This window comes from Pseudooceanicola sp. HF7 (genome assembly GCF_011806405.1).
GTDB lineage: Bacteria > Pseudomonadota > Alphaproteobacteria > Rhodobacterales > Rhodobacteraceae > Pseudooceanicola.
In genome coordinates, this window is the sequence record NZ_JAATOW010000052.1 from 1 (window position 1) to 25,367 (window position 25,367).

The 25,367-nt window shown below is 63.8% G+C and carries 25 protein-coding genes; 14 read left to right on the forward strand and 11 right to left on the reverse strand.

Annotation, left to right across the window (positions count from 1 at the left end; all coding sequences use genetic code 11):
- Positions 1-344: 344 nt before the first annotated feature.
- The 6 genes from HCZ97_RS19315 (at position 345) to grxD (ending at position 5,448) form a co-directional block, all read left to right on the forward strand.
- Positions 345-650: a hypothetical protein gene (locus HCZ97_RS19315; RefSeq protein WP_167690746.1), complete on the forward strand. Its 306-nt coding sequence runs from the start codon at positions 345-347 to the stop codon at positions 648-650.
- 279 nt (positions 651-929) lie between these two features.
- Positions 930-1,238: a hypothetical protein gene (locus tag HCZ97_RS19320; protein ID WP_167690747.1), complete on the forward strand. Its 309-nt coding sequence runs from the start codon at positions 930-932 to the stop codon at positions 1,236-1,238.
- Between the two features lie 272 nt (positions 1,239-1,510).
- On the forward strand, positions 1,511-2,104 hold the full coding sequence (locus tag HCZ97_RS19325; RefSeq protein WP_167690748.1) for a hypothetical protein: 594 nt from the start codon (positions 1,511-1,513) through the stop codon (positions 2,102-2,104).
- A gap of 149 nt (positions 2,105-2,253) precedes the next feature.
- Entirely contained in the window at positions 2,254-4,419 is a 2,166-nt protein-coding gene (gene purL, locus HCZ97_RS19330; RefSeq protein ID WP_167690749.1) for a phosphoribosylformylglycinamidine synthase subunit PurL, read from the forward strand.
- A gap of 322 nt (positions 4,420-4,741) precedes the next feature.
- A complete protein-coding gene (locus HCZ97_RS19335; protein WP_167690750.1) occupies positions 4,742-4,981 on the forward strand; it encodes a BolA/IbaG family iron-sulfur metabolism protein in 240 nt (79 codons plus the stop codon).
- A 104-nt stretch (positions 4,982-5,085) separates the two neighbouring features.
- On the forward strand, positions 5,086-5,448 hold the full coding sequence (grxD, locus tag HCZ97_RS19340; protein ID WP_167690751.1) for a Grx4 family monothiol glutaredoxin: 363 nt from the start codon (positions 5,086-5,088) through the stop codon (positions 5,446-5,448).
- 9 nt (positions 5,449-5,457) lie between these two features.
- On the opposite strand, the gene HCZ97_RS19345 is transcribed toward grxD, so the two are convergent.
- Genes HCZ97_RS19345 through HCZ97_RS19355 form a run of 3 tightly spaced genes read right to left on the reverse strand, consistent with a single transcriptional unit; the run spans position 5,458 to position 6,749 of the window.
- Entirely contained in the window at positions 5,458-5,793 is a 336-nt protein-coding gene (locus tag HCZ97_RS19345) for an MliC family protein (protein ID WP_167690752.1), read from the reverse strand.
- Positions 5,794-5,826: 33 nt separating this feature from the next.
- On the reverse strand, positions 5,827-6,213 hold the full coding sequence (gene zapA, locus HCZ97_RS19350) for a cell division protein ZapA (protein ID WP_167690753.1): 387 nt from the start codon (positions 6,211-6,213) through the stop codon (positions 5,827-5,829).
- Entirely contained in the window at positions 6,213-6,749 is a 537-nt protein-coding gene (locus tag HCZ97_RS19355; RefSeq protein WP_167690754.1) for a hypothetical protein, read from the reverse strand. The genes zapA and HCZ97_RS19355 overlap by 1 nt, the downstream gene beginning before the upstream one ends.
- A gap of 261 nt (positions 6,750-7,010) precedes the next feature.
- Between HCZ97_RS19355 and tkt the strand changes: the two genes are divergently transcribed.
- The 5 genes from tkt to HCZ97_RS19380 all read left to right on the forward strand — a co-directional run bounded on the left by tkt (position 7,011) and on the right by HCZ97_RS19380 (position 12,792).
- Complete coding sequence (tkt, locus tag HCZ97_RS19360; RefSeq protein WP_167690755.1) at positions 7,011-9,026, forward strand: transketolase; 2,016 nt, start codon at positions 7,011-7,013, stop codon at positions 9,024-9,026.
- A 327-nt stretch (positions 9,027-9,353) separates the two neighbouring features.
- Positions 9,354-10,358, forward strand: a complete 1,005-nt coding sequence (gap, locus tag HCZ97_RS19365; protein WP_167690756.1) for a type I glyceraldehyde-3-phosphate dehydrogenase — start codon at positions 9,354-9,356, stop codon at positions 10,356-10,358.
- Between the two features lie 196 nt (positions 10,359-10,554).
- Positions 10,555-11,556 carry a type I glyceraldehyde-3-phosphate dehydrogenase gene (gap, locus tag HCZ97_RS19370; RefSeq protein ID WP_167690757.1) on the forward strand — a complete coding sequence of 334 codons (1,002 nt, stop codon included), beginning with the start codon at positions 10,555-10,557 and terminating at the stop codon, positions 11,554-11,556.
- An 81-nt stretch (positions 11,557-11,637) separates the two neighbouring features.
- Positions 11,638-11,781: a hypothetical protein gene (locus tag HCZ97_RS19375; RefSeq protein WP_167690758.1), complete on the forward strand. Its 144-nt coding sequence runs from the start codon at positions 11,638-11,640 to the stop codon at positions 11,779-11,781.
- A 27-nt stretch (positions 11,782-11,808) separates the two neighbouring features.
- A complete protein-coding gene (locus tag HCZ97_RS19380) occupies positions 11,809-12,792 on the forward strand; it encodes an alpha/beta fold hydrolase (RefSeq protein ID WP_167690759.1) in 984 nt (327 codons plus the stop codon).
- Here the strand turns inward: HCZ97_RS19380 and coaD are convergent.
- The 3 genes from coaD to HCZ97_RS19395 all read right to left on the reverse strand — a co-directional run bounded on the left by coaD (position 12,758) and on the right by HCZ97_RS19395 (position 14,937).
- Positions 12,758-13,252 carry a pantetheine-phosphate adenylyltransferase gene (gene coaD, locus HCZ97_RS19385; RefSeq protein WP_167690760.1) on the reverse strand — a complete coding sequence of 165 codons (495 nt, stop codon included), beginning with the start codon at positions 13,250-13,252 and terminating at the stop codon, positions 12,758-12,760. The genes HCZ97_RS19380 and coaD overlap by 35 nt on opposite strands.
- Before the next feature lie 294 nt (positions 13,253-13,546).
- Positions 13,547-13,981, reverse strand: coding sequence for a CBS domain-containing protein (locus tag HCZ97_RS19390; protein WP_167690761.1), 435 nt, complete (start codon positions 13,979-13,981; stop codon positions 13,547-13,549).
- Positions 13,982-14,043: 62 nt separating this feature from the next.
- On the reverse strand, positions 14,044-14,937 hold the full coding sequence (locus tag HCZ97_RS19395; protein WP_167690762.1) for a LysR family transcriptional regulator: 894 nt from the start codon (positions 14,935-14,937) through the stop codon (positions 14,044-14,046).
- A gap of 103 nt (positions 14,938-15,040) precedes the next feature.
- Here HCZ97_RS19395 and HCZ97_RS19400 point away from each other — a divergent pair, with 103 nt between their 5' ends.
- The gene (locus HCZ97_RS19400) at positions 15,041-16,540 is read left to right on the forward strand and encodes a CoA-acylating methylmalonate-semialdehyde dehydrogenase (protein WP_167690763.1); all 1,500 of its coding nucleotides are present in this window, start codon (positions 15,041-15,043) and stop codon (positions 16,538-16,540) included.
- Between the two features lie 201 nt (positions 16,541-16,741).
- On the forward strand, positions 16,742-17,107 hold the full coding sequence (locus HCZ97_RS19405; protein WP_167690764.1) for a hypothetical protein: 366 nt from the start codon (positions 16,742-16,744) through the stop codon (positions 17,105-17,107).
- Here HCZ97_RS19405 and uvrA read toward each other — a convergent pair whose 3' ends face one another.
- Entirely contained in the window at positions 17,108-19,969 is a 2,862-nt protein-coding gene (uvrA, locus tag HCZ97_RS19410; RefSeq protein ID WP_167690765.1) for an excinuclease ABC subunit UvrA, read from the reverse strand. It abuts the gene before it with no gap.
- Between the two features lie 230 nt (positions 19,970-20,199).
- On the opposite strand from uvrA, the gene HCZ97_RS19415 reads away from it, so the two are divergent.
- Positions 20,200-20,898, forward strand: a complete 699-nt coding sequence (locus HCZ97_RS19415) for a metal-binding protein ZinT (RefSeq protein ID WP_167690766.1) — start codon at positions 20,200-20,202, stop codon at positions 20,896-20,898.
- Between the two features lie 123 nt (positions 20,899-21,021).
- Here the strand turns inward: HCZ97_RS19415 and lpdA are convergent, their stop codons facing one another.
- The 4 genes from lpdA to queA all read right to left on the reverse strand — a co-directional run.
- Positions 21,022-22,416, reverse strand: a complete 1,395-nt coding sequence (gene lpdA, locus HCZ97_RS19420; RefSeq protein WP_167690767.1) for a dihydrolipoyl dehydrogenase — start codon at positions 22,414-22,416, stop codon at positions 21,022-21,024.
- A gap of 365 nt (positions 22,417-22,781) precedes the next feature.
- On the reverse strand, positions 22,782-23,360 hold the full coding sequence (locus HCZ97_RS19425) for a DUF924 family protein (protein WP_167690768.1): 579 nt from the start codon (positions 23,358-23,360) through the stop codon (positions 22,782-22,784).
- A 103-nt stretch (positions 23,361-23,463) separates the two neighbouring features.
- Positions 23,464-24,729, reverse strand: a complete 1,266-nt coding sequence (locus HCZ97_RS19430) for an MFS transporter (protein WP_167690769.1) — start codon at positions 24,727-24,729, stop codon at positions 23,464-23,466.
- Between the two features lie 68 nt (positions 24,730-24,797).
- The coding region (gene queA, locus HCZ97_RS19435) for a tRNA preQ1(34) S-adenosylmethionine ribosyltransferase-isomerase QueA (protein ID WP_167690770.1) at positions 24,798-25,367 on the reverse strand (570 nt) is incomplete at its 5' end.

The window sequence follows — 25,367 nt, forward strand, 5'->3', positions numbered from 1 at the left end:
GCAACAACCAGCCGGTCACCGGTTCCAACTCTTCCGGTGCCATCGTCCTGAACCGCTAATCGCGGCTCCATAGGGAAGCCCGCCTTCCCCACGCCCCAAAAGGGGGTGCAGAGAAATCTGCGCCCCCTTTTTCCGTTTCCAGACCTCGATTTGCCGCAGATCTGCCCGCCTGAACCGAGTCGCCAAACAGCAAGTTCAGCCGTTTTCTGGTACCGTGCGCACATGCACATACGACACCACATTTCGGACCTTTCGTGCGACAGGGAACAAGCCTAAATCTCTCTCATCGCCAACGGACACAACGCCCACTGGCCCTCAGAAAACCAAACACAAGGAGCTTAGCCATGACTGGTTTCGCCAAACTCATCTCCGCCGCTGCCATCGCAGCCGTTGCCCCCCTTGCCGCTTCCGCCGATGCCTACCGCAACGACGCCGGCCCCCTGGTCACCGCGCATAGCTACGAGCACTTCTCGGACGCAACGCTGATCACCAACACGCCGGAACAACCCGTCGTCTACCGCAACGAAGCCGGCCCGCTGGTCACCAGCGACAGCAAGGCCGACCTGCACGGCAACGCCCCCGTGGTCAGCCGCAACAACCAGCCGGTCACCGGTTCCAACTCTTCCGGTGCCATCGTCCTGAACCGCTAACCGCGGCTCCATAGGGAAGCCCGCCTTCCCCAGGTCCCAAAAGGGGGTGCAGAGAAATCTGCGCCCCCTTTTTCCGTTTTCGCACAAACCTTTGCCTCCAGGATCGCTCAACGGCCGCCGGCGCCCGCGATCAAGGGGGGTTCCCTTTTCAATATGTGCATTATCGCACAGTGGTTGGGTTATCACGGCCCTTTCGTGCGGCAGATAACAGGCCTATCTCTGTCTCATCGCTAACGGGCACCACGCCCAACAGCACAGAAATCTTAAAGGAGCTTAGCCATGACTGGTTTCGCAAAATTCGTCACCGCCACCGCAATCGCAACTCTCGCACCCTTCGCCGCCAGCGCCAGCGCCTACCAGAACGACGCCGGCCCCCTGGTCACCGCGACCAGCTATGAACAGGTCAGCGACGCGGCGCTCATCGCCAACAACCCCGCCGAACTGCAGGCCACCTACCGCAACGAAGCCGGCCCGCTGGTCACCAGCGACAGCAAGGCCGACCTGCACGGTAACGCCCCCGTGGTCAGCCGCAACAACCAGCCGGTGACCGGAAGCAATTCCTCCGGCGCGATCTTCCTGGCTCGCTAAGCTCCGGCGAACCGGGATCCCGAGGGGGAGGCAGAGAAATCTGCCTCCCCCTTTTTTCATGCCTGCACACCCCGGAGACCCGCCTTCAGGCCCCGCTTATCCCGCCGCACATCATAATTCCGCGCCGGCGCGATAACCCGCTTCAGCCCCCTCTGGTTCCCTGAAATGACAAAAATCTTTTCCATGCGTTTTTCGGAACCTTTCGCCCCGCCCAGGACTTATCCCTGCAATGACGCCTTGCGAAGGCGATAGCCACATTGAAGGAGCAAGTTATGAATACCATTAGCAAAATCCTCACGACCACTGCGATCGCCACCCTGCTGCCGCTCGGCGCAATGGCCGCCAACGACGGCGAGCTGATCGACACCGGTGTCGAGAACACCGGCGCCGAAGACCAGGTGCAGCAAGACGACAAAGACACGGTTGTCACCACCGCCACCGGCGAAAGCCAGCAGCCCGTTTACGGCAACGAAGCCGGCGCCAAGGTCACCGCAGACGATGCCGGCACGACCGCCATGTCGACCTCCGCCGTCTCCCCCGACGCCATGAAGATCTCCGAAGCCGATTTCGATGCCTACCTCGCCGATGCGAAGCTGGTTGACGGCATCCTGGAGAACAGCCTGGTTGTCAGCTCCGACGACAAGCTGATCGGCAACGTCAACGAAGTCTACGAGAAGCCCAACGGCCAGCTGATGGCGCTGATCACCGTCGACCAGCAGCTGAACGTGAACGCCCAACGTGCCCTCGTCCCGGTCTCCATGATCGAAGACTCCGGCAACCTGATGATGGACGACGATTACGCCGCCGTCCGCCGGGGCCTCGTCAACGAGGAAGGCGAAGAGAACATCGACTCCAAGATGGACTGATCGCCAATCAATCGTCCGGCTTAACCCGGAGGGTTATCAAGGGGCATGGCACAGCCATGTCCCTTTTTCTCGTGCCCTTTTTGGCCCGGCCCCCTTCCCCATCTGCGCGCCTTAGCGTAAATCGGCCCAAAGCAGCCTTGGGGGTAAAGATGCAGGAACCGGCCATCACCGAAGAACTGATCGCGAGCCATGGGATCAATCCAGAGGAATACGCCGAGATCCTCAAGATCCTGGACCGCGAACCGACCTTTACAGAGCTCGGTATCTTCTCGGCCATGTGGAACGAACATTGTTCCTACAAATCTTCCAAGAAATGGCTGCGCACCCTGCCCACTTCCGGCCCCCAGGTCATCTGCGGCCCCGGTGAGAACGCCGGCGTGGTCGACATCGGCGATGGCCAGGCGGTCATCTTCAAGATGGAAAGCCACAACCACCCCTCCTACATCGAACCCTACCAGGGCGCGGCGACCGGCGTCGGTGGCATCCTGCGCGATGTCTTCACCATGGGCGCGCGCCCCATCGCGGCGATGAACTCTCTCTCCTTCGGGGAACCCTCCCATCCCAAGACCCGCCAGCTTGTGCATGGCGTCGTCGAAGGTGTCGGCGGCTACGGCAACTGCTTCGGTGTGCCCACCGTGGGCGGCGAAGTGCGCTTTGACCCTGCCTATAACGGCAACTGCCTGGTGAACGCCTTTGCCGCCGGCCTGGCCGATGCGGATGCGATCTTCTACTCCGCGGCCTCGGGCGTCGGCATGCCCGTCGTCTACCTCGGCGCGAAAACGGGCCGCGACGGCGTCGGCGGGGCCACCATGGCCAGCGCCGAATTCGATGACACGATCGAAGAGAAACGCCCCACCGTCCAGGTTGGCGACCCCTTCACCGAAAAGCGCCTGATGGAAGCCACGCTGGAGCTGATGCAAACCGGCGCCGTGATCTCCATCCAGGACATGGGCGCGGCCGGCCTCACCTGCTCTGCCGTGGAAATGGGCGACAAGGGCGGCCTTGGCATCCGGCTGAAGCTGGATGATGTGCCGCAGCGCGAAGCCCAGATGACCGCCTATGAGATGATGCTCTCGGAAAGCCAGGAGCGCATGCTCATGGTCCTCAAACCCGAGAAAGAGGCAGAGGCCCGCGCCGTCTTCGACAAGTGGGACCTGGATTTCGCCATCGTCGGGGAAACCATCGCCGAAGACCGCTTCGTGATCGAGATGGGCGGCAAGGTCTGGGCCGATGTGCCCCTGTCCAAGCTCTCCTCCTCCGCGCCTGAATATGACCGCCCATGGGTGGAAACCGAAGCGCCTGAGGCGCTGACGGACGAAGACCTGCCCTCCGTCGATCCCATCGACGGGCTGAAAGCGCTGATCGGCTCGCCCAACTACTGCTCGCGCCAGTGGGTTTATGAGCAATACGATTCCATGGTCATGGCAGATACCGCCCGTGGCCCCGGCCAGGGCTCCGGCATCCTGCGGGTGCATGGCTCCGGCAAGGCGCTGGCCTTTACCAGCGACGTGACCCCCCGCTACGTCAAGGCGAACCCCTTCGAAGGTGGCAAACAGGCCGTGGCCGAAGCCTATCGCAATCTGGTCGCCACCGGCGCCAAACCGCTGGCCACCACGGACAACCTGAATTTCGGCAACCCCGAGAAGCCGGAAATCATGGGCCAGTTCGTCGGCGCGATCAAAGGCATCGGCGAAGCCGTCGCAGCGCTCGACATGCCGATCGTTTCCGGCAACGTCTCTCTCTACAATGAAACCGATGGTACGGGCATCCTGCCCACCCCCACCATCGGCGCCGTTGGGCTGATCGCGGATATCGACAAGGCCATCACCGGCACCGCGCGCGATGGCCATGTCGCCCTGCTGCTGGGCGATGCCGGCAGCCACCTGGGCCAATCCGCCCTTCTGGCAGAGGTCTTCAACCGCACCGATGGCGATGCCCCCCATGTCGATCTTGAGGCAGAGGCGAAGCACGGCCAGTTCATCCTGGACAACATCGACTGGATCAAGGTCTGCACCGATATTTCCGACGGCGGCCTTGCCGTCGCGGCCTTTGAGCTGGCCGAAGCCGCCGGCGTGGGCGTGACCCTCGACACCGGCGACCAGCAGGAGCTGTTCGGAGAGGACCAGGGCCGCTACCTGATCGCCTGCAACTTCGACTCCGCAGAGGCGCTGATGGTCGCCGCCGGCCGCGCTGGTGTCAGCATCACCACCGTGGGCAAGTTCGGCGGTGACAGCGTCACCTACGGCGGCGTCTCCGCCCCTCTGGAAGAGCTCTCGGCCCTCTACCGCGGTGCCTTCGGCGAAACCTTCGCCTGATCGCCCCCGCCACAGGCCCAGACACAGGAAGCGCGCGCCCAAGGGCGCGCTTCTTTCGTAAGCCGGCTCCCCACAGCCCCCTTTGGCGCGCCGAAATCCGCCCATAGGGCCCCTTAATATCCCCTCTGCCCATCGTGCGGAGCGCACCGACGTAAAACCGACGCGATACCGACGTGAAACAGACGCGGTACCGACGCCCCTTTGCGCCCCCACCGGCGGCACGGCAAAGCGGGCAAATCCTTCCCCGCAGGCACCGCTTGGCACCCTTGCAGCGGCGGCCTCATCGGCTTACATTTCAAGAGAAGTTAAACTGGAGTTTTGCATGACCATTCAGGCCTCGGATATCGAAGCATTGATCCGCGACAGCTTTCCCAATGCCCGGATCGTCGTCCAGGGCGATGACGGCCAGCACTTCTCGGCCATGGTCGAGGATGAAAGCTTCAAGGGCATGAACCGCGTGCAGCAGCAACGCGCCGTCTATGCCGCGCTCAAGGGCAAGATGGATGGCCCCGCCGGGGAGCTTCACGCCCTGGCCCTGACCACGCGAGCGCCGGAAAACTGATGTGAAGAACGGGCTTCAACCTCCTGAAGTCTAAACGAAATCAAGGGAAGCGTGACAGGCCACCCGGGCCCGGCATTGCGCCCAGATACATGAAGGACAGCACAATGAGCGACGCAAAGACCGCCATCGACGAAACCGTGAAATCCAACGATGTCGTGCTCTACATGAAGGGCACGAAGTCCATGCCGCAGTGCGGGTTCTCCTCGCGCGTGGCGGGGGTTCTGAACTACATGGGTGTGGAGTACACCGATGTGAACGTGCTGGCTGACGCGGATATCCGCCAGGGCATCAAGGATTATTCCGACTGGCCCACCATCCCCCAGCTCTACGTCAAGGGTGAGTTCGTGGGCGGCTGCGACATCATCACCGAGATGACGCTTTCCGGTGAGCTGGACACCCTGTTCGAGAAGAGCGGCGTGACCTACGACAAGGATGCAGCCGAAAAGATCCGCGCCGCAAACGCCTGATCTTAAAGGCTATTCCGAAGTTTCGCAGAAGGCGAAGAGGGTGACCTCTTCGCCTTTTTCGCTGTCGAACCAGGCCAGGGTTGCCTCATTGCCATGGTCCCACCAGACATAGCTGTCACCCTCTGCGGCGGTGTAACGCGCGCCCGATCCGGAGACCGCCCGCGGCAGCACCACAAGCTGCCCTTCCGCGACCAGGGTGACCACGTCTTCCTCTCCACCGTCGATATAGGCCACGGGGATCTCGACCCCGCGTTCGCAGCTATAGCTGGCCTCGATCACGCCGGCCTGGGACAGCCCGGCGCCAAGCATCAGGGGCACGGCAGCGATAAGGGAAAGACGGTTCATGTCAGAACCTTGCCTTGCAAAGTTGAAGCGGGCTCAGCCCGGTTGATTGTCCTCGACCCGCTGCGCCATTGCCTCGGCCCGGGCAGCCAGTTCGGCCATGCTGTCGGTGATCGTGTCGGGCACATAGGGCACCCGGACCTCCTGCGGCGGGGCCTCCTGAAGGGCCTGCAGATCCGCCTGCAGCTGGGCCACTTCCTGCTCAAGCTGGCCCTGTCGCTCTTCTGAAGCCGCCGTGCGGTCCGCCAGCAGAAGCCCTGCCATCAACAGCAACCGCCCCTCCGGCAGACGCCCGGCCTGGGACACGAGCGTCTGCGCTTCGTTGTCCAGCAAGCTCGCGGCCCGCAACAGAAAATCTTCCTCGCCGGGCTGGCAGGCCACCTGGAAAGGACGGCCCCCGATCTCGATCGTCACGTCAGGCATCAGCTTGTCTCCGTTTCGGATGGGGCCTCGGACTGGCTTTCTGCCACCATCGGGGCCAGGGCCGCCAGGATGGCATCGGCCTGGGCCTTGGCGGCGGTCTGGTCGGCGCGCAGGGCGTCAAGCTCGGCTTCCGCTGACTGGCTCAGAAGCTCTGTTCCGGCCTCCGTTCCCTGGCTGACGGCCTCTCTCAACGCCCTGTTATTACTGCGCAAAACCTCATTCGCTGCGCGCAGTCGCCCCAGCTCGTTTTCCAGACCAGCTACGGCGCCCAGCACCTCGCGGGCATTGCCAGAGGCCGCGTGGGCCTCCACCAGCGCCGCTTCCAGCTCTGGCACCCGCTCCGCCCGCGCGCTCAGCGCGCTGATCTCATCCTGCAACGCGGCCTCTCGTTCCCCTGCGGCCTGCAGGGCCGCTTCCAGCTGTGCCAGCTGCTCTGCGCGGCCGTCATTGGGCGCGTTCTCACTGCGTTCGATCCCGGCCTGGATCCTGTCCATGGCCGCGGCGATCCGCCCGTGCAATTCCTCGAATGTGCTCATCTGCCCTCTTCACCTCGCCGCGTTCAGATCCGGCCCCTGGACCCTTTACAGGATCTGGCCGCGGACGCGCCAGCCGGGCATTCCCGGTCCGAACACGAATCATGTGCGGTCTACAACGTTTGCACAAGTGTAACGAAAGCCACGAACTTTCCAAATCTCCCCTCATTCTGCCTTATTTTGCGCGCCTTCGCTTGCCTTTCCGCCTCTGGCTGGTATGAGCGCGACAACACGCGCCACCGAACCTGGAAGAGGAAAACCAAAGTGGAAATCGATGCTCTGCGCAAAGCGCATCCCGACCATTGGGCCAAGGCCAGCGCCATCCGCGCCCTGACGCTGGATGCAGTGGCCGCCGCCAACTCCGGCCACTCCGGCATGCCGATGGGCATGGCAGACGTCGCCACCGTCCTCTTCGAAAAGCACCTGAAATTCGATGCTTCCGCCCCCCATTGGGCTGACCGCGACCGGTTCATCCTGTCCGCGGGCCATGGCTCCATGCTGGTCTATTCGCTGCTGCACCTGGTCGGTGACGTCCAGTTCCCGATCGAAGAGCTGAAGAATTTCCGCCAGTGGGGCGCCCGCACCGCCGGCCACCCTGAGAACTTCCTGGCCGATGCGATCGAAACCACCACCGGCCCGCTTGGCCAGGGCATCGCCAATTCCGTCGGCTTCGCCATGGCCGAGGAAATCCTGCGCGCCCAGTACGGCAAGAAGGTCGTGGATCACCACACCTATGTCATCGCCGGCGACGGCTGCCTGATGGAAGGCGTCAGCCAGGAGGCGATCACCCTTGCGGGCCGCCACCAGCTGAGCAAGCTCATCGTGATGTGGGACAACAACAACATCACCATCGACGGCAAGGTTGAGCTTTCCGACGCCACCGACCAGGTGATGCGCTTCAAGTCCGCCGGCTGGCATGTCCAGGAAATCGACGGCCATGATCCCGAGGCGATCGATGCCGCGCTGACCGCCGCCAAGAAGGCCGGCAAGCCCTCCATGATCGCCTGCAAGACGCATATCGCGCTTGGCCACGCCGCGCAGGACACCTCCAAGGGTCACGGCGCGCTGACCGACGCCGATCAGCTGGCCGCAGCCAAGCACGCCTATGGCTGGACCGGTGGCGCCTTCGAAGTCCCGGCCGAGGTCAAATCCGCCTGGGAAGCCATCGGCCGCCGTGGCGCCTCCGAGCGCGCCGAGTGGGAAGAGCGTTTCGCCGCCCTTTCCGAGCGCAAGCAGGCAGAGTTCACCCGCCGCATGGATGGCGATGTGCCGGCCAAGCTGGCCTCGGTCGTGCGCGCCCTCAAGAAGCAGCTTTCCGAAGTGCAGCCCAAGGTGGCCACCCGCAAGGCCTCTGAAATGGCGCTTGAGGTGATCAACCCGCATCTGCCGGAAACCGTTGGCGGCTCTGCCGACCTGACGGGCTCCAACAACACCAAGACCGGCGACCTGGGCATCTTTGACCTGGACAACCGCAAGGGCCGCTTCATCCACTGGGGCATCCGTGAGCACGGCATGGCCTCTGCAATGAACGGCATGGCGCTGCACGGCGGGATCAAACCCTACTCCGGCACCTTCATGTGCTTCACGGATTACGCGCGCCCCGCCATGCGCCTGTCTGCGCTGATGAAGATCGCCCCGGTCTACGTGATGACCCACGATTCCATCGGCCTTGGCGAAGATGGCCCGACCCACCAGCCGGTGGAGCACCTGGCCATGCTGCGCGCCACACCCAACATGCTGGTCTTCCGCCCGGCGGATGCGGTGGAAACCGCCGAAGCCTGGGAACTGGCACTGAGCCAGAAAGAGACCCCCTCGGTCCTGTCGCTCACCCGCCAGAACCTGCCGACCGTGCGCACGGACCACAAGACCCGCAACCTCTCTGCCCAGGGCGCCTATGTGCTGGCCGATGCGGTTCGCAAGCGTCAGGTCATCCTGATGGCCACCGGCTCCGAGGTCGAAATCGCCTTGGCCGCCAAGGCCCAGCTGGAAGAGGCCGGGATCGGCACGCGCGTCGTCTCCATGCCCTGCTGGGAGCTCTTCGAGGCCCAGGACGAAAGCTACCGCAAGAAGGTGCTGCCTGCCGGTGCCGTCCGCGTCGCCATCGAGGCCGGTGTGCGCATGGGCTGGGACAAGTGGCTGCTCGGCGAACGCGGCCGCGAAGCCAAGGCCGGTTTCGTCGGCATGCAGGGCTTCGGTGCCTCCGCGCCCGCCGATACGCTTTACGAGAAATTCGGCATCACGGCCGATGCCGTGGTCGAAAAGGCCAAGAGCCTGCTCTAAGGCGCGCTCTTAGCGTTTCAGAAAGGCCGGACACCCCGCGTGTCCGGCCTTTTTCATGTCTGGCCCCCGGCACTCCCCGCGTCGCTTCCCCTGGGTCGCCTGCGGGCTTGCCTAACCTCGCGTGATTCCCGCCCGACTCGCCCGTTCGCCCCGGCCTTCGCAGTTGCAGCAAATGTTAGCGCTGACCCCGCGGGAAAGGTTAGCGCAACCATGTGCAGAGCCCCCATGTTTCCGCTAACACATTGTCATGAAATGGATTTTTGACTTACTTCGCTTACATGTGACCGGTATAGACATGCCAAGTCGTGGTTCGCAGGAGATACTTGAATGACCGTCACTCTCGCCATCAATGGTTTCGGCCGTATCGGGCGCTGCACGCTCGCACATATCGCCGAAGCCGCCCGCAATGACGTTCAGGTGGTCAAGATCAACGCCACCGGCCCGATCGAAACCAACGCCCACCTGCTGAAATACGACAGCGTCCATGGCCGCTTCGGAAATGACGTCAAGGTGGCGGGCAACACGATGGATATCGGCCGCGGCCCGATGGAGGTCTTCTCGACCTACAACCCCGAAGAGCTGGACTGGGAAGGCATCGATGTCGTCCTGGAATGCACCGGCAAGTTCAACGATGGCGAACAGGCCAAGATCCACAAGGAGCGCGGCGCCAAGTCGGTCCTGATCTCTGCCCCGGCCAAGAACGTCGAAAAGACCATCGTCTTCGGCGTCAACCACCGCGACATGGTGGAAGGCGACACGATGATCTCCAACGGGTCCTGCACCACCAACTGCCTGGCCCCGCTGGCCAAGGTGCTGAACGATGCCATCGGCATCGAAAGCGGCATCATGACCACGATCCATTCCTACACCGGCGACCAACCCACGCTGGACCGCCGCCACGGCGATCTCTACCGCGCCCGCGCCGCCGCGATGAGCCAGATCCCCACCTCCACCGGCGCCGCCAAGGCCCTGGGCCTGGTCCTGCCTGAGCTGAAGGGCAAGCTGGACGGCTCCGCGATCCGCGTGCCCACGCCCAACGTCTCCTGCGTCGACCTGACCTTCATCGCCAAGAAGGACGTGACCGTCGAGGACGTGAACGAAGTGGTCCGCGAAGCCGCCGCCGGTCATATGGGCCACGTGCTGGGCTATGATCCGGAACCCAAGGTCTCCATCGACTTCAGCCATACCGAGCAGTCCTCGATCTTCGCGCCCGACCAGACCAAAGTCACAGGCGGCCGCCTGGTGCGCGTTCTGGCCTGGTACGACAACGAATGGGGCTTCTCCTGCCGGATGGCAGATGTGGCCGCCGCCCTGGGTCGCCTGCAGAAATAATCCCGCCGATTTTGCGGCGAAAAAGCCCCGGAGCCGCCGCTCCGGGGCTTTCTTCGTTGTTTTTTCCACCAAAGCACCCCGGCTTTGCCGGAGCGCCCCTTGACCTTCCCCCAGTCAATGTGGATTCTCTGGCCAAGTTGTTAGCGCTAACCAGCCCGCCAGGGCTGCGCGCGAGACCTTGCGGAAAGGAAAGACCATGGCGATCACAGTCGCAATCAACGGTTTCGGCCGTATCGGGCGCAATGTCCTGCGCGCCATCATGGAAAGCGGGCGCACCGACGTTCAGGTCGTGGCGATCAACGACCTGGGCCCGGTGGAAACCAATGCGCATCTCTTCCGCTTCGATTCGGTGCACGGGCGCTACAAGGGCACCGTCACCACGGGCGAAGACTGGATGGATGTCGGGGCCGGCAAGATCAAGGTCACCGCGATCCGAAACCCCGAAGACCTGCCCTGGCAGAACGTCGACATCGCGCTGGAATGCACCGGCATCTTCACCAAGCGCGACACGGCGGCCCGCCATCTGCAGAACGGCTCCCAGCGGGTGCTGGTCTCTGCCCCCTGCTCCGAAGCGGACGCAACGGCGGTCTTCGGCGTGAACCACATGTCCATCACCAAGGATGACCTAGTCCTGTCCAACGCCTCCTGCACCACCAACTGCCTGGCGCCGGTCGCCAAGGTGCTGAACGACCTGGTGGGGATCGAAAAGGGCTTCATGACCACGATCCACAGCTATACCGGCGACCAGCCGACGCTGGACACGATGCACAAGGATCTCTACCGGGGCCGCGCCGCCGCGCTCAGCCAAATCCCGACCTCCACCGGCGCGGCCAAGGCCGTGGGCCTGGTGCTGCCGGAGCTGAAGGGCAAGCTGGACGGCGTCGCGATCCGCGTGCCCACGCCCAATGTCTCCTGCGTGGACCTGACCTTCATCGCCAAGCGCGAGACCACGATCGAAGAGCTGAACGAAGCGATCATCGCCGCCGCCGAAGGCCCGATGAAAGGCGTTCTGGGCTACACCACCGCGCCCAATGTCTCCATCGACTTCAACGGCGATCCGCATAGCTCCACCATGGCGCTGGACCAGACCAAGGTGATGGAGGGCAACATGGTGCGCATCCTCAGCTGGTACGACAACGAATGGGGCTTCTCCAACCGCATGGCGGACATGGCAGCCCACGTCGGCAGCCTGCTCTGAAACGCAGCCCCGCGCCGCGGCTTGATCGCGGCGCGGGGCTCAGGCTAGACAGGCGGGCCAGACAGGAGCCCCCCTTCGCCCATGACCAATCGCATCGCGCTGATTCTCGGCTTGCTGATCCTTGGCTTCCTGGCCTGGGACAATCTGCTCAAGGACGGCCACAGCACCCTGTTCCTGCTCAGGAAATTCGCGGATTTGATTGAGTGGCTGGCCTTCTGGCGCTAGCCTTCCCTCAACAGGACGCGAGGCCCCATGACCCTAGTCACATATCTTCTGATCGGCCTTCTGGCGTTGGTCCTTCTGACGCTGGCCGCGCTGGTGATCTACACCGCCCGCTGGAAACGCAAGATCGAAGGCCTGGTGCCGCCGCGCGGAACGTTCACCCGGATCTCCACCGGCCGTCTGCATTACGTTGACCGGGGCACCGGCCCCGTGATCCTGCTGATCCACGGCCTTGGCGGGCAGCTGGGCAATTACGACTGCGGGCTGATTGACCTGCTGGCCCGTGATCACCGCGTCATCGCGCTGGACCGGCCCGGCATGGGCTATTCCGACCGCCCCGCGAACGCCCCCTGCAGCCCCGACGACCACGCCGGCTACGTCCTGGAACTGATCGAGGCGCTGGAGCTGGAGAATCCCCTGATCGTCGGCCATTCCCTTGGCGGGGCCATCGCCCTGGCCCTGGCGCTGAAGGCACCGGACCGGATCCGCGGGCTGGCGCTGCTGGCGCCGCTCACCCTGCCCGGCCAGTCCTCTGCCCCGGCCTTCGGCAACCTCGCCATCCGCAGCGATGCCTGGCGCTGGTGCGTTGCCTGGACCCTGGCCACCCCCATGGGCTTCCGCAATGCCGCGCAGGTGCTGGATGCGGTCTACGGGCCGGAGACGATGCCGGAACAGGCCCCGATCCAGGGCGGCGGCCTTCTGGGCCTGCGCCCGTCTCATTTCTTCAGCACCAGCAAGGATTTCATGGTCAGCGCCAAGGGACTGAAGGCCCGCGCGGCCCGCTACGGAGAGATCACGCTGCCGGTCTCTGTCCTCTACGGGCAGCAAGATCGCATCCTGGACCCCGCCCTGCACGGAGAGGCCCTGGTAAACGGAACCCCGGCCTTCCGGCTTGAACGGATCGAGGGCGGGCACATGATTCCCGTCACCCAGCCCCAGGCCTGCGCGGATTTCATCCGGGCCAGCGACCCCGCGCGGCTTAGCCCCGCAGCTTCGCCATCAGCCGTTCATTGACGGCGGCCGGCACGAACTTGGACACGTCGCCATCCAGGCGGCAGATCTCTTTCACCAGCTTGGAGGCAATCGCCTGGTGCTGGGCATCCGCCATCAGGAAAACCGTCTCAACGCAGTCATCCAGCGCGCGGTTCATGCCAACCATCTGATATTCATACTCGAAATCCGCCACGGCGCGCAGGCCGCGCACGATGATGCTGGCCCCCACATCCTTGGCACAATGGATCAGCAGGTTCTCGAAAGGATGGGCGATGATCTCTGTCCCGGTCTCTTCGGACAGCCAGGCGCATTCGGCCTCGATCATCTCGACCCGTTCCTCAAGAGAGAACAGCGGGCCCTTGTCGCGGTTGATGGCAACGCCGATCACCAGCCGATCCACCAGCGCCGCCGCGCGCCTGATGATATCGACGTGGCCGTGCGTGATGGGATCGAACGTGCCGGGATACAGGCCGATGCGCATGGGGTCTCTCCGGGTTAACCTTGGAGCGCACGCAACATTATAAGCCTTGAAAATGCAAGCAGAGAACCCGTCCCTGCGCCCTTTTGCACGCGCCGCTGCGCTTTCAAGATCGGGACGGCCGGCATGTCACCCCGAAGGATGCCTCCCCCACACCAAGCCGTCCCGTAACCGGCACCCTCCTCCAGTAGCAAGAGGACACCGGTGGCCCCGAGCGCCATGGGCGCGTCAGGGGCCGGTTCGCTGTCACAGATCTGTTACCATGCTTTCTAGGCGTCTGTCAGGCCTTATCCGGGGTCAATGCCCCATGATCATGCCTTCCAGCGCATCTTTTTCCGCGGCAAGCTGGCTAACCTTGGCCTTGACGACATCGCCGATGGTGACAATCCCCACCAGCTCGTCGTCCTTGGTCACCGGCATGTGGCGGAACCGCCCCTCGGTCATCTTCTCCAGCACCTGGTCCTCTGTCATGTCCAGGGTGGCGCAGATCGGGTTGGAGGTCATCAGCGCAGAGGCCGCCAGATCCAGGCAGCTGGGGCCGCGCAGGGCCAGGGCGCGCACGATATCGCGCTCCGAAAGGATCCCGTCGGCAGCTTTTCCATCCTGGCTGACCACCACGCCACCGATACGCTTTTCGGTCAGCAGATGCGCGACCTTGTGGACCGTCATCTCCGGGGTCACTGTAAAGACACCATCGATGCCCTTTGCCTTCAGGATTTGCTGAACCAGCATCCGATTCCTCCCTGGATTGAAAACATCCCTGAAGATTAGCCTGTTCGATGGCTCCTGAGCTGTCAAGAAAAGGCTTCCAGCCGCGCGATCTCGGCCCGCAGCTGCCCGGCCAGCAGGGCGGCAAAGCGGTTGTTGCGATCCAGCCGGGAATCATCGGCATGGCGCACCAGGTAAAGCCCGCGTGTCAGGGAGAATTCCTCTGGCAGGATCCTTTGCAGGGTCGGTTGATGCGCCAGGGCAAAGTCATGGATGATCCCCAGCCCCAGCCCCTGGGCGATCCACTGGAACTGCACCGCAACGGAGTTTGAGGCCAGCGGCACCCGCTCTGCGCCGATCTCGTTCAGGTAATCCAGCTCCTTGTCGAAGATCATGTCCGGGATATAGCCCACGATCCGATGGGTCTTCAGATCCTCCAGCGCGCGAATCTGCGGATGGCGGGACAGGTAAGCGCGGGTCGCGGCCAGGTGCAGGCGGTAGTCGCTGATCTTCTGCACGGTCAGCCGCCCCGCCGAAGGGGCGCTGACGGTGATCGCCATGTCGGCCTCGCGCCGCGACAGGTTGAAGAGCCGCGGCAGCGCGACAATCTGGATTTCCAGGTCCGGGTTCTCTTCGGCGATGGCCGCGCAGACCTGGGGCAGCAGGTAATTCGCCACCCCGTCCGGCGCGCCGATGCGGATCTGGCCGGACAGCCCCGCCGCGCCCTGCCCGGCGATCTCTGCCGCGCCCGCCGCGAGAGAGGTCTCCGCCTGCACGGCGTATTCCAGCAGCCGTTCCCCGGCGTCGGTCAGCGCATAGCCCTGCGGGCTGCGCGAAAACAGTGCCGTATCCATGGCCTCCTCCAGCCGCGCGATGCGCCGGCCCACGGTTGCCGGATCCGTCCGCAGCAGACGCGCCGCGCCGGTCAGGCTTTCCGACCGCCCCACAGCTAGGAAAAATCGCAGGTCATCCCAGTTCATCGCGCCCCCGTACCGGCATTCTTGCAAAACCTCTTTGAGACAATTCCTCTTTTACCCACAGAAATGCAATCCTATCCTGCCCTCAACCAATCAGGAGGATCCCATGCAGGAACTGACCCATTTCATCGACGGCGCCCATGTGAAGGGGACCTCGGGCCGTTTCACCGATGTCTACAACCCCGCCACGGGCGAGGTTCAGGCCCGCGTGCCGCTCGCCTCTCCCGAAGAGCTGAAGGCCGCCATTGCCAGCGCCGAAAAGGCCCAGGTCGGCTGGGGCGCCACCAACCCGCAGCGCCGCGCCCGGGTGATGATGAAGTTCGGCCAGCTCATCAACGAAAACATGGAGAAGCTCGCAGAAGCGATCAGCCGCGAACACGGCAAGACCCTGCCCGACGCCAAGGGCGACGTGCAGCGCGGCCTGGAAGTGGTCGAGGTCTGCATGGGCGCGCCCCACATGCTGAAGGGCGAATTCACCGATGACGGCGGCCCCGGCATCGACCTCTATTCCCTGCGTCAGCCGCTTGGCGTGGTTGCGGGCATCACGCCCTTCAACTTCCCCGCCATGATCCCGCTGTGGAAGATGGCGCCGGCGCTGGCCTCGGGCAACGCCATGATCCTCAAACCGTCCGAGCGCACGCCCTCCTGCTCGCTCCTGCTGGCCGAACTGCTCAAGGAAGCGGGCCTGCCCGATGGCGTGCTTCAGGTCGTCAACGGTGACAAGGAAGCCGTGGACACGATCCTGGACGATGAAACCATCCAGGCGGTGGGCTTCGTCGGCTCCACCCCGATCGCGCAGTACATCTATGGCCGGGCTGCCACCAACGGCAAGCGCGCCCAGTGCTTCGGCGGTGCCAAGAACCACATGATCATCATGCCGGACGCGGACATGGACAAGGCCGCCGATGCGCTGGTGGGCGCAGGCTTCGGCGCGGCCGGCGAACGCTGCATGGCGATCTCCGTCGCCGTGCCCGTGGGCCAGAAAACCGCCGATACGCTGATCGAAAAGCTGATCCCTCGGATCGAGAAGCTGAAGGTCGGCCCCTATACCGCGGGCGACGACGTGGACTACGGCCCCGTCATCACCTCTGCTGCCAGGGACCGCATCAAGGGCCTGATCGACAGCGGCGTGGACCAGGGCGCGACCCTGGTGCGGGACGGGCGCGACTTCTCCCTGCAAGGGTACGAAGACGGCTTCTTCGTCGGGCCGACCCTGTTCGACAACGTCACGCCCGAGATGGACATCTACAAGGAAGAGATCTTCGGCCCGGTCCTCAGCCAAGTCCGCGCAGAGACCTATGAAGACGCGCTCGACCTCGTGGTGAAGAACCAATACGGCACCGGCACGGCGATCTACACCGCCGATGGCGACACCGCGCGCGACTTCGCGCACCGGGTCAACGTGGGCATGGTCGGCATCAACTTCCCGATCCCGGTGCCGCTGTCCTACTTCACCTTCGGCGGCTGGAAGAAATCGGCCTTCGGCGACCTGAACCAATACGGCCCGGACGCCTTCCGCTTCTACACCAAGACCAAGACGGTCACGGCGCGCTGGTTCTCCGGCATCAAGGATGGTGGCGAATTCAACTTCAAGGCCATGGATTGATCGCGGCCACGGCCAGGAACTTTCACCGGATCAGGGGCGCTACGGCGCCCCTTTTCAATGAGCAATGACCTGCCGCTGACCCGCGCTGAGGGGCCCGCGCGGAACTTTTCGCCCTGCCGTCCCGTTCCTTTCCCAAGATCCCGGACCGCGTCCCGCCATGCGTGACGCCAGGACCGCCCGGGAAATGCAAAGGAGAGCCCGATGCGCAAGACACTGATCGCCCTGCCTTTTCTGGCCCTGACAGCCCTGCCCCAAGGCGCCCTGGCGCTGATCCCCGGCGACGTCGCCCCGGCCTCCCAGCCCCAGGCAGCCCGCTTCTGCCCGCCTGCCGCGACCTGCGCGGGCGGCGGCATGATGAAACACGCCCTCCAGATCGAGGTCGGCGACATGGTGGCCGTGACCGATGACATGGTGCAGCGCATCAAGGATCCGCGCCAATACGAGCTTGACCCGCAGGGCACCTATTATCAGGTCGGCAACAAGGTCGTGCAGGTCAACCGCGACACGCTTCAGATCATTCGCCTTGTCGGTACGCTGAGCCATCCGGAGAGCGCCCCGGCGGAGTGATCACTCCGCCGCGACGCGCGCATTGCGCAGCATGTCCTTGAGGTACAACCCGGTGTGGCTGCGCTTGACCTCGGCCACCTCTTCCGGCGTGCCCTGTGCCACGATTTCACCACCGCCATCGCCACCTTCCGGCCCGATATCGATGATGTGGTCGGCAGTCTTGATGACGTCCAGGTTATGTTCGATCACCACGACCGAATTGCCCTGGTCCACCAGTTCATGCAGCACTTCCAGCAGCTTGCGCACATCCTCGAAATGCAGACCCGTCGTGGGTTCGTCCAGGATGTAAAGCGTCCGCCCGGTCGAGCGTTTGGACAGCTCCTTTGACAGCTTGACGCGCTGCGCTTCCCCGCCGGAAAGCGTGGTCGCCTGCTGGCCGACCTTGATGTAGCCCAGGCCCACCTGGCACAGCGCATCCATCTTGTCCCGGATCGAGGGCACGGCCTGGAAGAACTCCAGCGCGTCCTCGACCGTCATGTCCAGCACGTCCGCGATGGACTTGCCCTTGAACTTGATCTCCAGCGTCTCGCGGTTGTAGCGCGCGCCGCCGCAGGTCTCACAGGTGACATAGACATCCGCCAGGAAGTGCATCTCGATCTTGATGACGCCATCGCCCTGGCAGGCCTCGCAGCGGCCGCCCTTGACGTTGAAGCTGAAGCGCCCGGACTTGTAGCCGCGCGCCTTGGCTTCCGGCAGGCCGGCGAACCAGTCGCGGATCGGGGTGAAAGCACCGGTATAGGTGGCCGGGTTGGACCGGGGCGTGCGCCCGATGGGGCGCTGGTCGATGTCGATCACCTTGTCCAGATGCTCCAGCCCCTTGATCGTCTCGCAGGGCGCGGGCGTCTGGCGGGCCCCGTTCAGCCGCATGGAGGCGGTCTTGAACAGGGTTTCGATGGTCAGCGTGGACTTGCCCCCGCCCGATACGCCCGTCACGCAGACGAATTTGCCCAGCGGGAACTTCGCCGTGACACTCTTGAGGTTGTTGCCCGTGGCCTTGACCACTTCCAGCGCCTTGCCATTGCCCTCGCGCCGCAGGGCGGGCACGGCAATCTCGCGCGTGCCGGACAGGTACTGCCCGGTCAGGCTGGCGGGATCGGCGGCGATCTCTTCCGGCGTACCGTGGGAAACGACCTGCCCACCATGAACCCCGGCCCCGGGTCCGATGTCGAAGACGTAATCGGCTTCGCGGATGGCTTCCTCGTCATGTTCCACGACCAGGACAGAGTTCCCTTGGTCCCGCAGGTTCTTCAGCGTTTCCAGCAGCTTGCCATTGTCGCGCTGGTGCAGCCCGATAGAGGGTTCGTCCAGCACGTAAAGCACGCCCGTCAGGCCGGAGCCGATCTGACTGGCCAGCCGGATCCGCTGGCTTTCCCCGCCCGACAAGGTGCCAGAGGCTCGTGCCATGTTCAGGTAATCCAACCCGACGTTGTTCAGGAAGCCCAGGCGCTCGCGGATCTCCTTCAGGATCGGCACCGCGATCTCGCCCTTCTGCTTGGAAAGGGTTTCGGGCACCGTCTGGACCCACTCATGGGCCTCGCGGATGGACAGCTGCGTGACCTCGCCGATGTGACGGTCGGCGATCTTCACCGCCAGCGCCTCGGGCTTCAGACGGTAGCCGTCGCAGACACCGCAGGGGCGGTTGTTCTGGTAGCGCTCGAATTCCTCGCGCACCCAGTTGCTGTCCGTCTCGCGGTAGCGGCGTTCCATATTGGGCACCACGCCTTCAAAGGCGCGGGTGACGTTGTAGACACGCCCGCCCTCATCGTAGCGGAAGGCGATTTCCTCTTCGCCCGAGCCATAAAGGAAGACGTTCTGCACCTTCTTGGGCAGGTCCTTCCAGCGCGCGTTCTTGTCGAAATCGTAATGCTTGGCGATGGCTTCGATGGTCTGAAGGAAATAGGGGCTCTTGCCCTTGCGCCAGGGCGCGATGGCCCCGTCCGCGATCTTCAGCTGCGCATCCGGCACCACTAGGCGCTCGTCAAAGAACAGCTCCATCCCCAGCCCGTCGCAATGCGGGCAGGCACCATCCGGCGCGTTGAAGGAGAACAGGCGCGGCTCGATCTCCGGGATGGAGAAGCCGCTGACCGGACAGGCGAATTTCTCTGAAAAGGTAAAGGTCTCGGGCTCGGCCTCTTCCTTCGGCGCGGTCTCAAGGCGCGCAATGCCATCGGCCAGGTCCAGCGCGGTGCGGAAGCTGTCCGCCAGGCGGGTTTCCATGCCCTCGCGCACCACGATCCGGTCGACGACCACGTCGATGTCATGGCGGTATTTCTTGTCCAGCGTCGGCGGCTCGTCCAGCTCGTAGAACTCGCCATCGACCTTCACGCGCTGGAAGCCCTGCTTGCGCAGCTCCAGGAATTCCTTACGGTACTCGCCCTTGCGGTCGCGCACGATGGGCGCCAGCAGGTAGGCACGGGTGCCCTCCTCCATGCCCATGACGCGATCGACCATGTCCTGCACCTGCTGCGCCTCGATCGGCAGACCGGTGGCGGGGCTGTAGGGCGTGCCGGAGCGCGCATAGAGCAGCCGCATGTAGTCATAGATCTCGGTCACCGTGCCGACGGTCGAGCGCGGGTTCTTGCTGGTCGTTTTCTGCTCGATGGAGATTGCCGGGGAAAGACCACTGATATGGTCCACGTCCGGCTTTTCCATCATGTCCAGGAACTGGCGCGCATAGGCGCTCAGGCTTTCCACGTACCGGCGCTGCCCCTCGGCATAGATCGTGTCGAACGCCAGGCTCGACTTGCCAGAGCCCGAAAGCCCCGTGATCACCACAAGCTGATCGCGGGGGATATCGACATCGATCCCCTTCAGGTTGTGCTCGCGTGCGCCGCGTACTTCGATCTTCTTCAATTCAGGCATATCAGCCCCCCACGGGTCATTGATGCAAATCTAGTGGAGCCGGGCCCGGGTTCCAAGAGTAATTGAAGAACATTTAACGAACACGCTCAGTTTCGCTGCAATGCCGCAGTTGCCCCCGCAAGGCAACCCGGCGTTTCGGCGCGCCATTCTCCTCTTGTGGGTCCCCACAGGGAAGGCTACCCAGCGAGTGTAATGTTATTACATTCCGATTCTAACGACAGGAGGCCCAAATGGTCCCACAGCCCCTCTCCCGCAGCACCCTTGCCCGCAGCAGCTTGGCCCTTGCCGCCGTCATGGCGCTTGCCCTGCCCGTTTCCGCGGAAAGCCACGATCATGATCACGACCACGACCATGACCACGCAGAGGCACATTCCCACGATCACGACGAAGACGCCCAGCGGATCTACAAGGGCCTCTTCACCGATGAAGAGATCCAGCCGCGCACCCTGGCCGACTGGGAAGGCGACTGGCAGTCCGTCTACCCGCTGCTGCAGGACGGCAGCCTGGACGAAGTGATGGCCCACAAGGCAGAGCACGGCGACAAGAGCGCGCAGGAATATGCCGATTACTACGCCATCGGCTATGAAACCGATGTCGACCGCATCGTCATCGACGGCAGCAGCTTCACCTTCTGGAGCGGCGAAACCTCCGTCGAGGGCACCTACGAAAGCGACGGATACGAGGTGCTGACCTACGCCAAGGGCAACCGCGGCGTGCGCTACATCTTCGAGAAGACCGAAGGTGATGACGCCGCCCCCGAGTTCGTCCAGTTCAGCGACCACGCCGTGTCCCCCACGGATGCCGGCCACTACCACCTCTACTGGGGCGATGACCGCGCCGCCGTGCTGGAAGAGCTCACGAACTGGCCGACCTACTACCCATCCGAGATGTCCGCGGAAGAGATCGCGCATGAGATGATCGCCCACTGATCCCCCATGGCGCGCAGCGGCCGGGGACAGGCGTCCTCGGCCCTGCGCAACCGCCAGGACGTGCAAGCGAAACGAAAAAGGGCGCCCCGGGGGCGCCCTTTTGCTTATTGACTGAAGAAGCGATCAGATGTGGATGGCGCGGCCATAGGCCTGAAGCACGGATTCATGCATCATCTCGGACAGGGTCGGATGCGGGAAGACCGTGTGCATCAGGTCCTCTTCCGTGGTTTCCAGCGCCTGGCCGACAACGTATCCCTGGATCAGCTCGGTCACTTCCGCGCCCACCATATGCGCGCCCAGAAGCTCGCCCGTCTTGGCATCGAAGACCGTCTTCACCATGCCCTCGGCCTCGCCCAGGGCGACGGCCTTGCCGTTGCCGATGAAGGGGAAGTTGCCCACCTTCAGCTCGTACCCGGCTTCCTTGGCCTTCGCCTCGGTCAACCCGACAGAGGCCACCTGCGGATGGCAATAGGTGCAGCCCGCGATGGAGTTCGGCTTGATCGGGTGGACCTTCTTGCCCGCCGCGTGTTCGGCCACCATGACACCTTCGTGGCTGGCCTTGTGCGCCAGCCAGGGGGCGCCGGCAATATCGCCGATGGCATAAAGCCCGTCGATCCCGGTGCGGCAATATTCGTCCGTCACCACGTGGGTGCGGTCGATCTTGACGCCCAGCTCTTCCAGGCCCAGCCCTTCGACGTTGCCCACGATCCCCACGGCAGAGATGACGGTATCAAACTCCATCTTCTCGATCTTGCCGCCGGTCTCGATATGGGCGACGACCTTGCCCTTGGAGCGGTCCAGCTTCTTGACGCCGGATTTCTCCATGATCTTCATGCCCTGCTTCACGAACTGCTTCTTGGCAAAGGCGCTGATATCGGCGTCCTCCACCGGCAGCACGCGGTCCATGACCTCGACCACGGTCGTGTCGGCACCCAGGGTGTTGTAGAAGCTGGCGAATTCAATGCCGATCGCGCCAGAGCCGATCACCAGCAGCTTCTTGGGCATCCGGGTCGGTTTCAGCGCGTGGCGGTAGGTCCAGACCAGGTCCCCATCGGCCTCAAGGCCCGGCAGTTCGCGGGCCCGCGCGCCGGTGGCCACGACGATGGTCTTGCCCGTCAGCTCTTCGGTGCCCTTGTCGGTCTTGACCGAAACCTTGCCCTTGGCCGGAACAGCGGCTTCGCCCATGAAGACGGTGACCTTGTTCTTCTTCAGCAGGTGCTTGACCCCGCCTTCCATCTGCTTGGCCACCCCGCGCGAGCGTTTGACCACCGCGTCCAGATCGTAGTCGATCTTCTCGGCGGACAGGCCAAAGTCCTTGGCCCGCTCCATCAGGTGGAAGACCTCGGAAGACCGCAGCAGGGCCTTGGTGGGGATACAGCCCCAGTTCAGACAGATGCCGCCAAGGTTCTCGCGTTCGATCACCGCGACGCTCAGACCCAGCTGGGCGGCGCGGATGGCCGCGACATATCCGCCCGGACCCGCTCCGATCACGATGAAGTCAAATGATTTGGCAGCCATGCGCCCCTCCGTTTGTCAGATAGTTTGATGTTAAACTATTCTGAGAACCGCTTCAATTGACGAAACGTCCCGGCCCCCATGCGCTCAGATCAAGGCTCGTGGCGCATTGGAAAGCAAGGGGTTTCCCGGCAACCCTACACGCTTGAACCGGCGGAGTCAGTCCGGAACCGCAACCCGGTGGCGGCAGAAAGCGGCAACTTGAGGAAAAGAAATGGGCGGAGTCGGCCCGCAGACCCGATCCAGCGCCCCGCCCCATGCGCTCTGAGGCCTGCGCGGCGCGCGCCCTGCAAAACGCCGGGGCGAAGCGGAAAGGCATCCGGCCACGCCGGACCGGATGCCGGGGCCCCTGGGGGCCAAAGTATATCTCAGGCGTCGGCGGTGACCTCTGCCACCGTCTGGGCATAGGATCCGTTGTTCAGGTATTCCTCTTCCGCCTTGGTGCCGCGCCGCGACAGCGCGTCGTTGCGGTAGGGGAAGCGGCCGAACTGGCGGATGATCTCGCGGTGGGCCCGGGCGTGAAGCAGGTTCTCTTCCCCGGTTTCGGGCATCCGCTCCAGCATCAGGCGCACGCAGCGTTCCTGGTCGCACAGGTTCTCCGAATGCATCAGCGGCAGGTAGAAGAACTGGCGGGCCGGTTCGTCGATCTGCATGTCCCAGCCCTTGTTGATGGCAACCTTGGCGGCGGCCAGAGCCACCTTGTCGCTCTCAAAGGCCTTGCCCTTGCCCCGGAACATGTTGCGCGGGAACTGATCCATCAGGATGATATAGGCCAGCGCGCCACTGGGATAGGTCAGCCAAAGGCCATAGGCCCCGTCACAGGCGTTCTTCCAGGCCGCGCCGAAACGGTCGCGGATTTCCTGGTCCAGTTCGTCGGAGGATTGATACCAGCCGGCGGACCCCACTTCATCCAGCCAGAACTGAAGAATCTCTTCGGGGGCAATCATGGCGGACTCCCTTCGTATTGCCATTGCGCCTGTGGATAACCTTTACAAAGCTTTCACATTAATGAAATGGGGGAATTGCCTAGTTTCGGCGTTAACACGGCGGTCAACCGCCGGTTTCCTCCTCGGCAGCTTCCTCGGCAGCTTCGTGTGCCCATTCTTGCGCCGCTTCCACCGCAACCCCGGTGGAGGACATGAGAACCGGTGCATAGGCCCCTGCTTCCTCGACGCCCGTGTCGGGACGGCGCAGCATCCGGTAGCCCGCGTAGGCCGCCGTGATCAGCAGCAGCACGCCGATGAACAGGAAGAAGCCGCCCGGCCCCGTCATGGTCATCGCGTAACCTGTCAGAAGCGGGCCGCCGATCGCGCCAAGGCCGTTGACGAACATCATGCCCGCGCTGCCCGCGGCCATCTGGTCATGTTCCAGGTAGTCGTTCAGGTAGGCCAGCAGCAGCGAATAAAGCGGGTTGGTCATCGCCCCGATGATCCCGGCAGAGATCAGCAGCGCCACGTAGCTTTCCCCGAAGACGAAGCCGATCATCGCCCCGACCCCGGCCGTGATCGCCTCGCAGGCGATCAGCAGGCGACGATCCACGCGGTCCGACAGCCAGCCCAGCGGGTAAAGCGCCAGCACCGCGCCGACGTAGAACATGGTGATGAACAGGGAGATCTGCGGCAGGCTCAGCCCGGCCTGGGTGCCAAAGACCGCCGCCATGCCGAATTGCGCAGAGAAGGCGCCGCCCACCAGGAAGACACCGATCAGCGACAGCGGAGAGGTCTTGTAGAGCGCGATCAGCGACATCGGCCGCGTACTCTCGAACGCCGGGGTCGGAGAGATCGACAGAAGGATCGGCGCGAAAGAGATCGAAACCAGCACTGAGGGCACGATGAACAGGATGAAGCCCGCCGGATCGCCCAGCAGCAGCACGCCCTGCGCCGCCATGATCCCCAGCACCTGCACCAGCATGTAGAGCGCCAGGCTTTGCCCGCGGGTCTCGTTGGTGGCGGAATTGTTCAGCCAGCTTTCGGCCGTCACGTAGACGCCGGAGAAGCAGAAGCCGATGACCAGCCGCCCCACGGACCAGGCCCAGGGATCGGGAAAGGCGGGATAGAGGATCAGCACGGCAGAGATGAAGGAGCCGAGCGCGGCGAAGACCCGCACGTGGCCCACGCGGCGGATCAGCCCCGGCGCCATGCGCGAGCCGCCCAGGAAGCCGGCGAAATAGGCCGACATGATCAGCGACATCTCGAAGGTGGAGAATCCCTCGATCTCACCGCGCACACCCAGCAACGTGCCCTGCAGGCCATTGCCCAGCATCAACAGAAGAAGGCCCAGCAAAAGTGCCCAGGAGGTTCCAAGAACCTGGATCATCCGATGAACTCCTTTAGCCGTCCTTGTGCCCCCGGCTGGGGGCGACTCATTGCCGCCTCCCTTCCATGTCAGGCTTCCGGGATCAACAGAGAGGCATCCCCATAAGAGAAGAATCTGTATTTTTCCTGAACGGCATGGGCATAGATCTGCCGGATGCGCTCCTGGCCCACCAGGGCCGAGACCAGCATCATCAGCGTGCTCTTGGGCAGGTGGAAATTGGTCATCAGCGCATCGGTCACCCGGAAGGTGAAGCCGGGATAGATGAAGATATCCGTTTCGCCCCGCCAGGGCGCAATCGCGCCGGTCTCGCGCGCGGCACTTTCGATCAGGCGCAGGGCGGTCGTGCCCACGGGAATGATCCGCCCGCCCGCGGCTTTCGTCTCCGCGATCTCCGCGGCGGCGGCTTCCGTCACCTCGCCCCATTCGGCGTGCATCTTGTGGCTGGTCACGTCATCGACCTTCACCGGCAGGAAGGTGCCCGCGCCCACGTGCAGGGTCACATGGGTCCGGCTGACCCCCATGGCCTCCAGCCGCGCCAGCAGATCCGCATCGAAATGAAGCGAGGCTGTGGGTGCCGCCACCGCGCCCGAGCGCTTGGCCCAGACGGTCTGGTAATCTTCCTTGTCCTGGGCATCGGG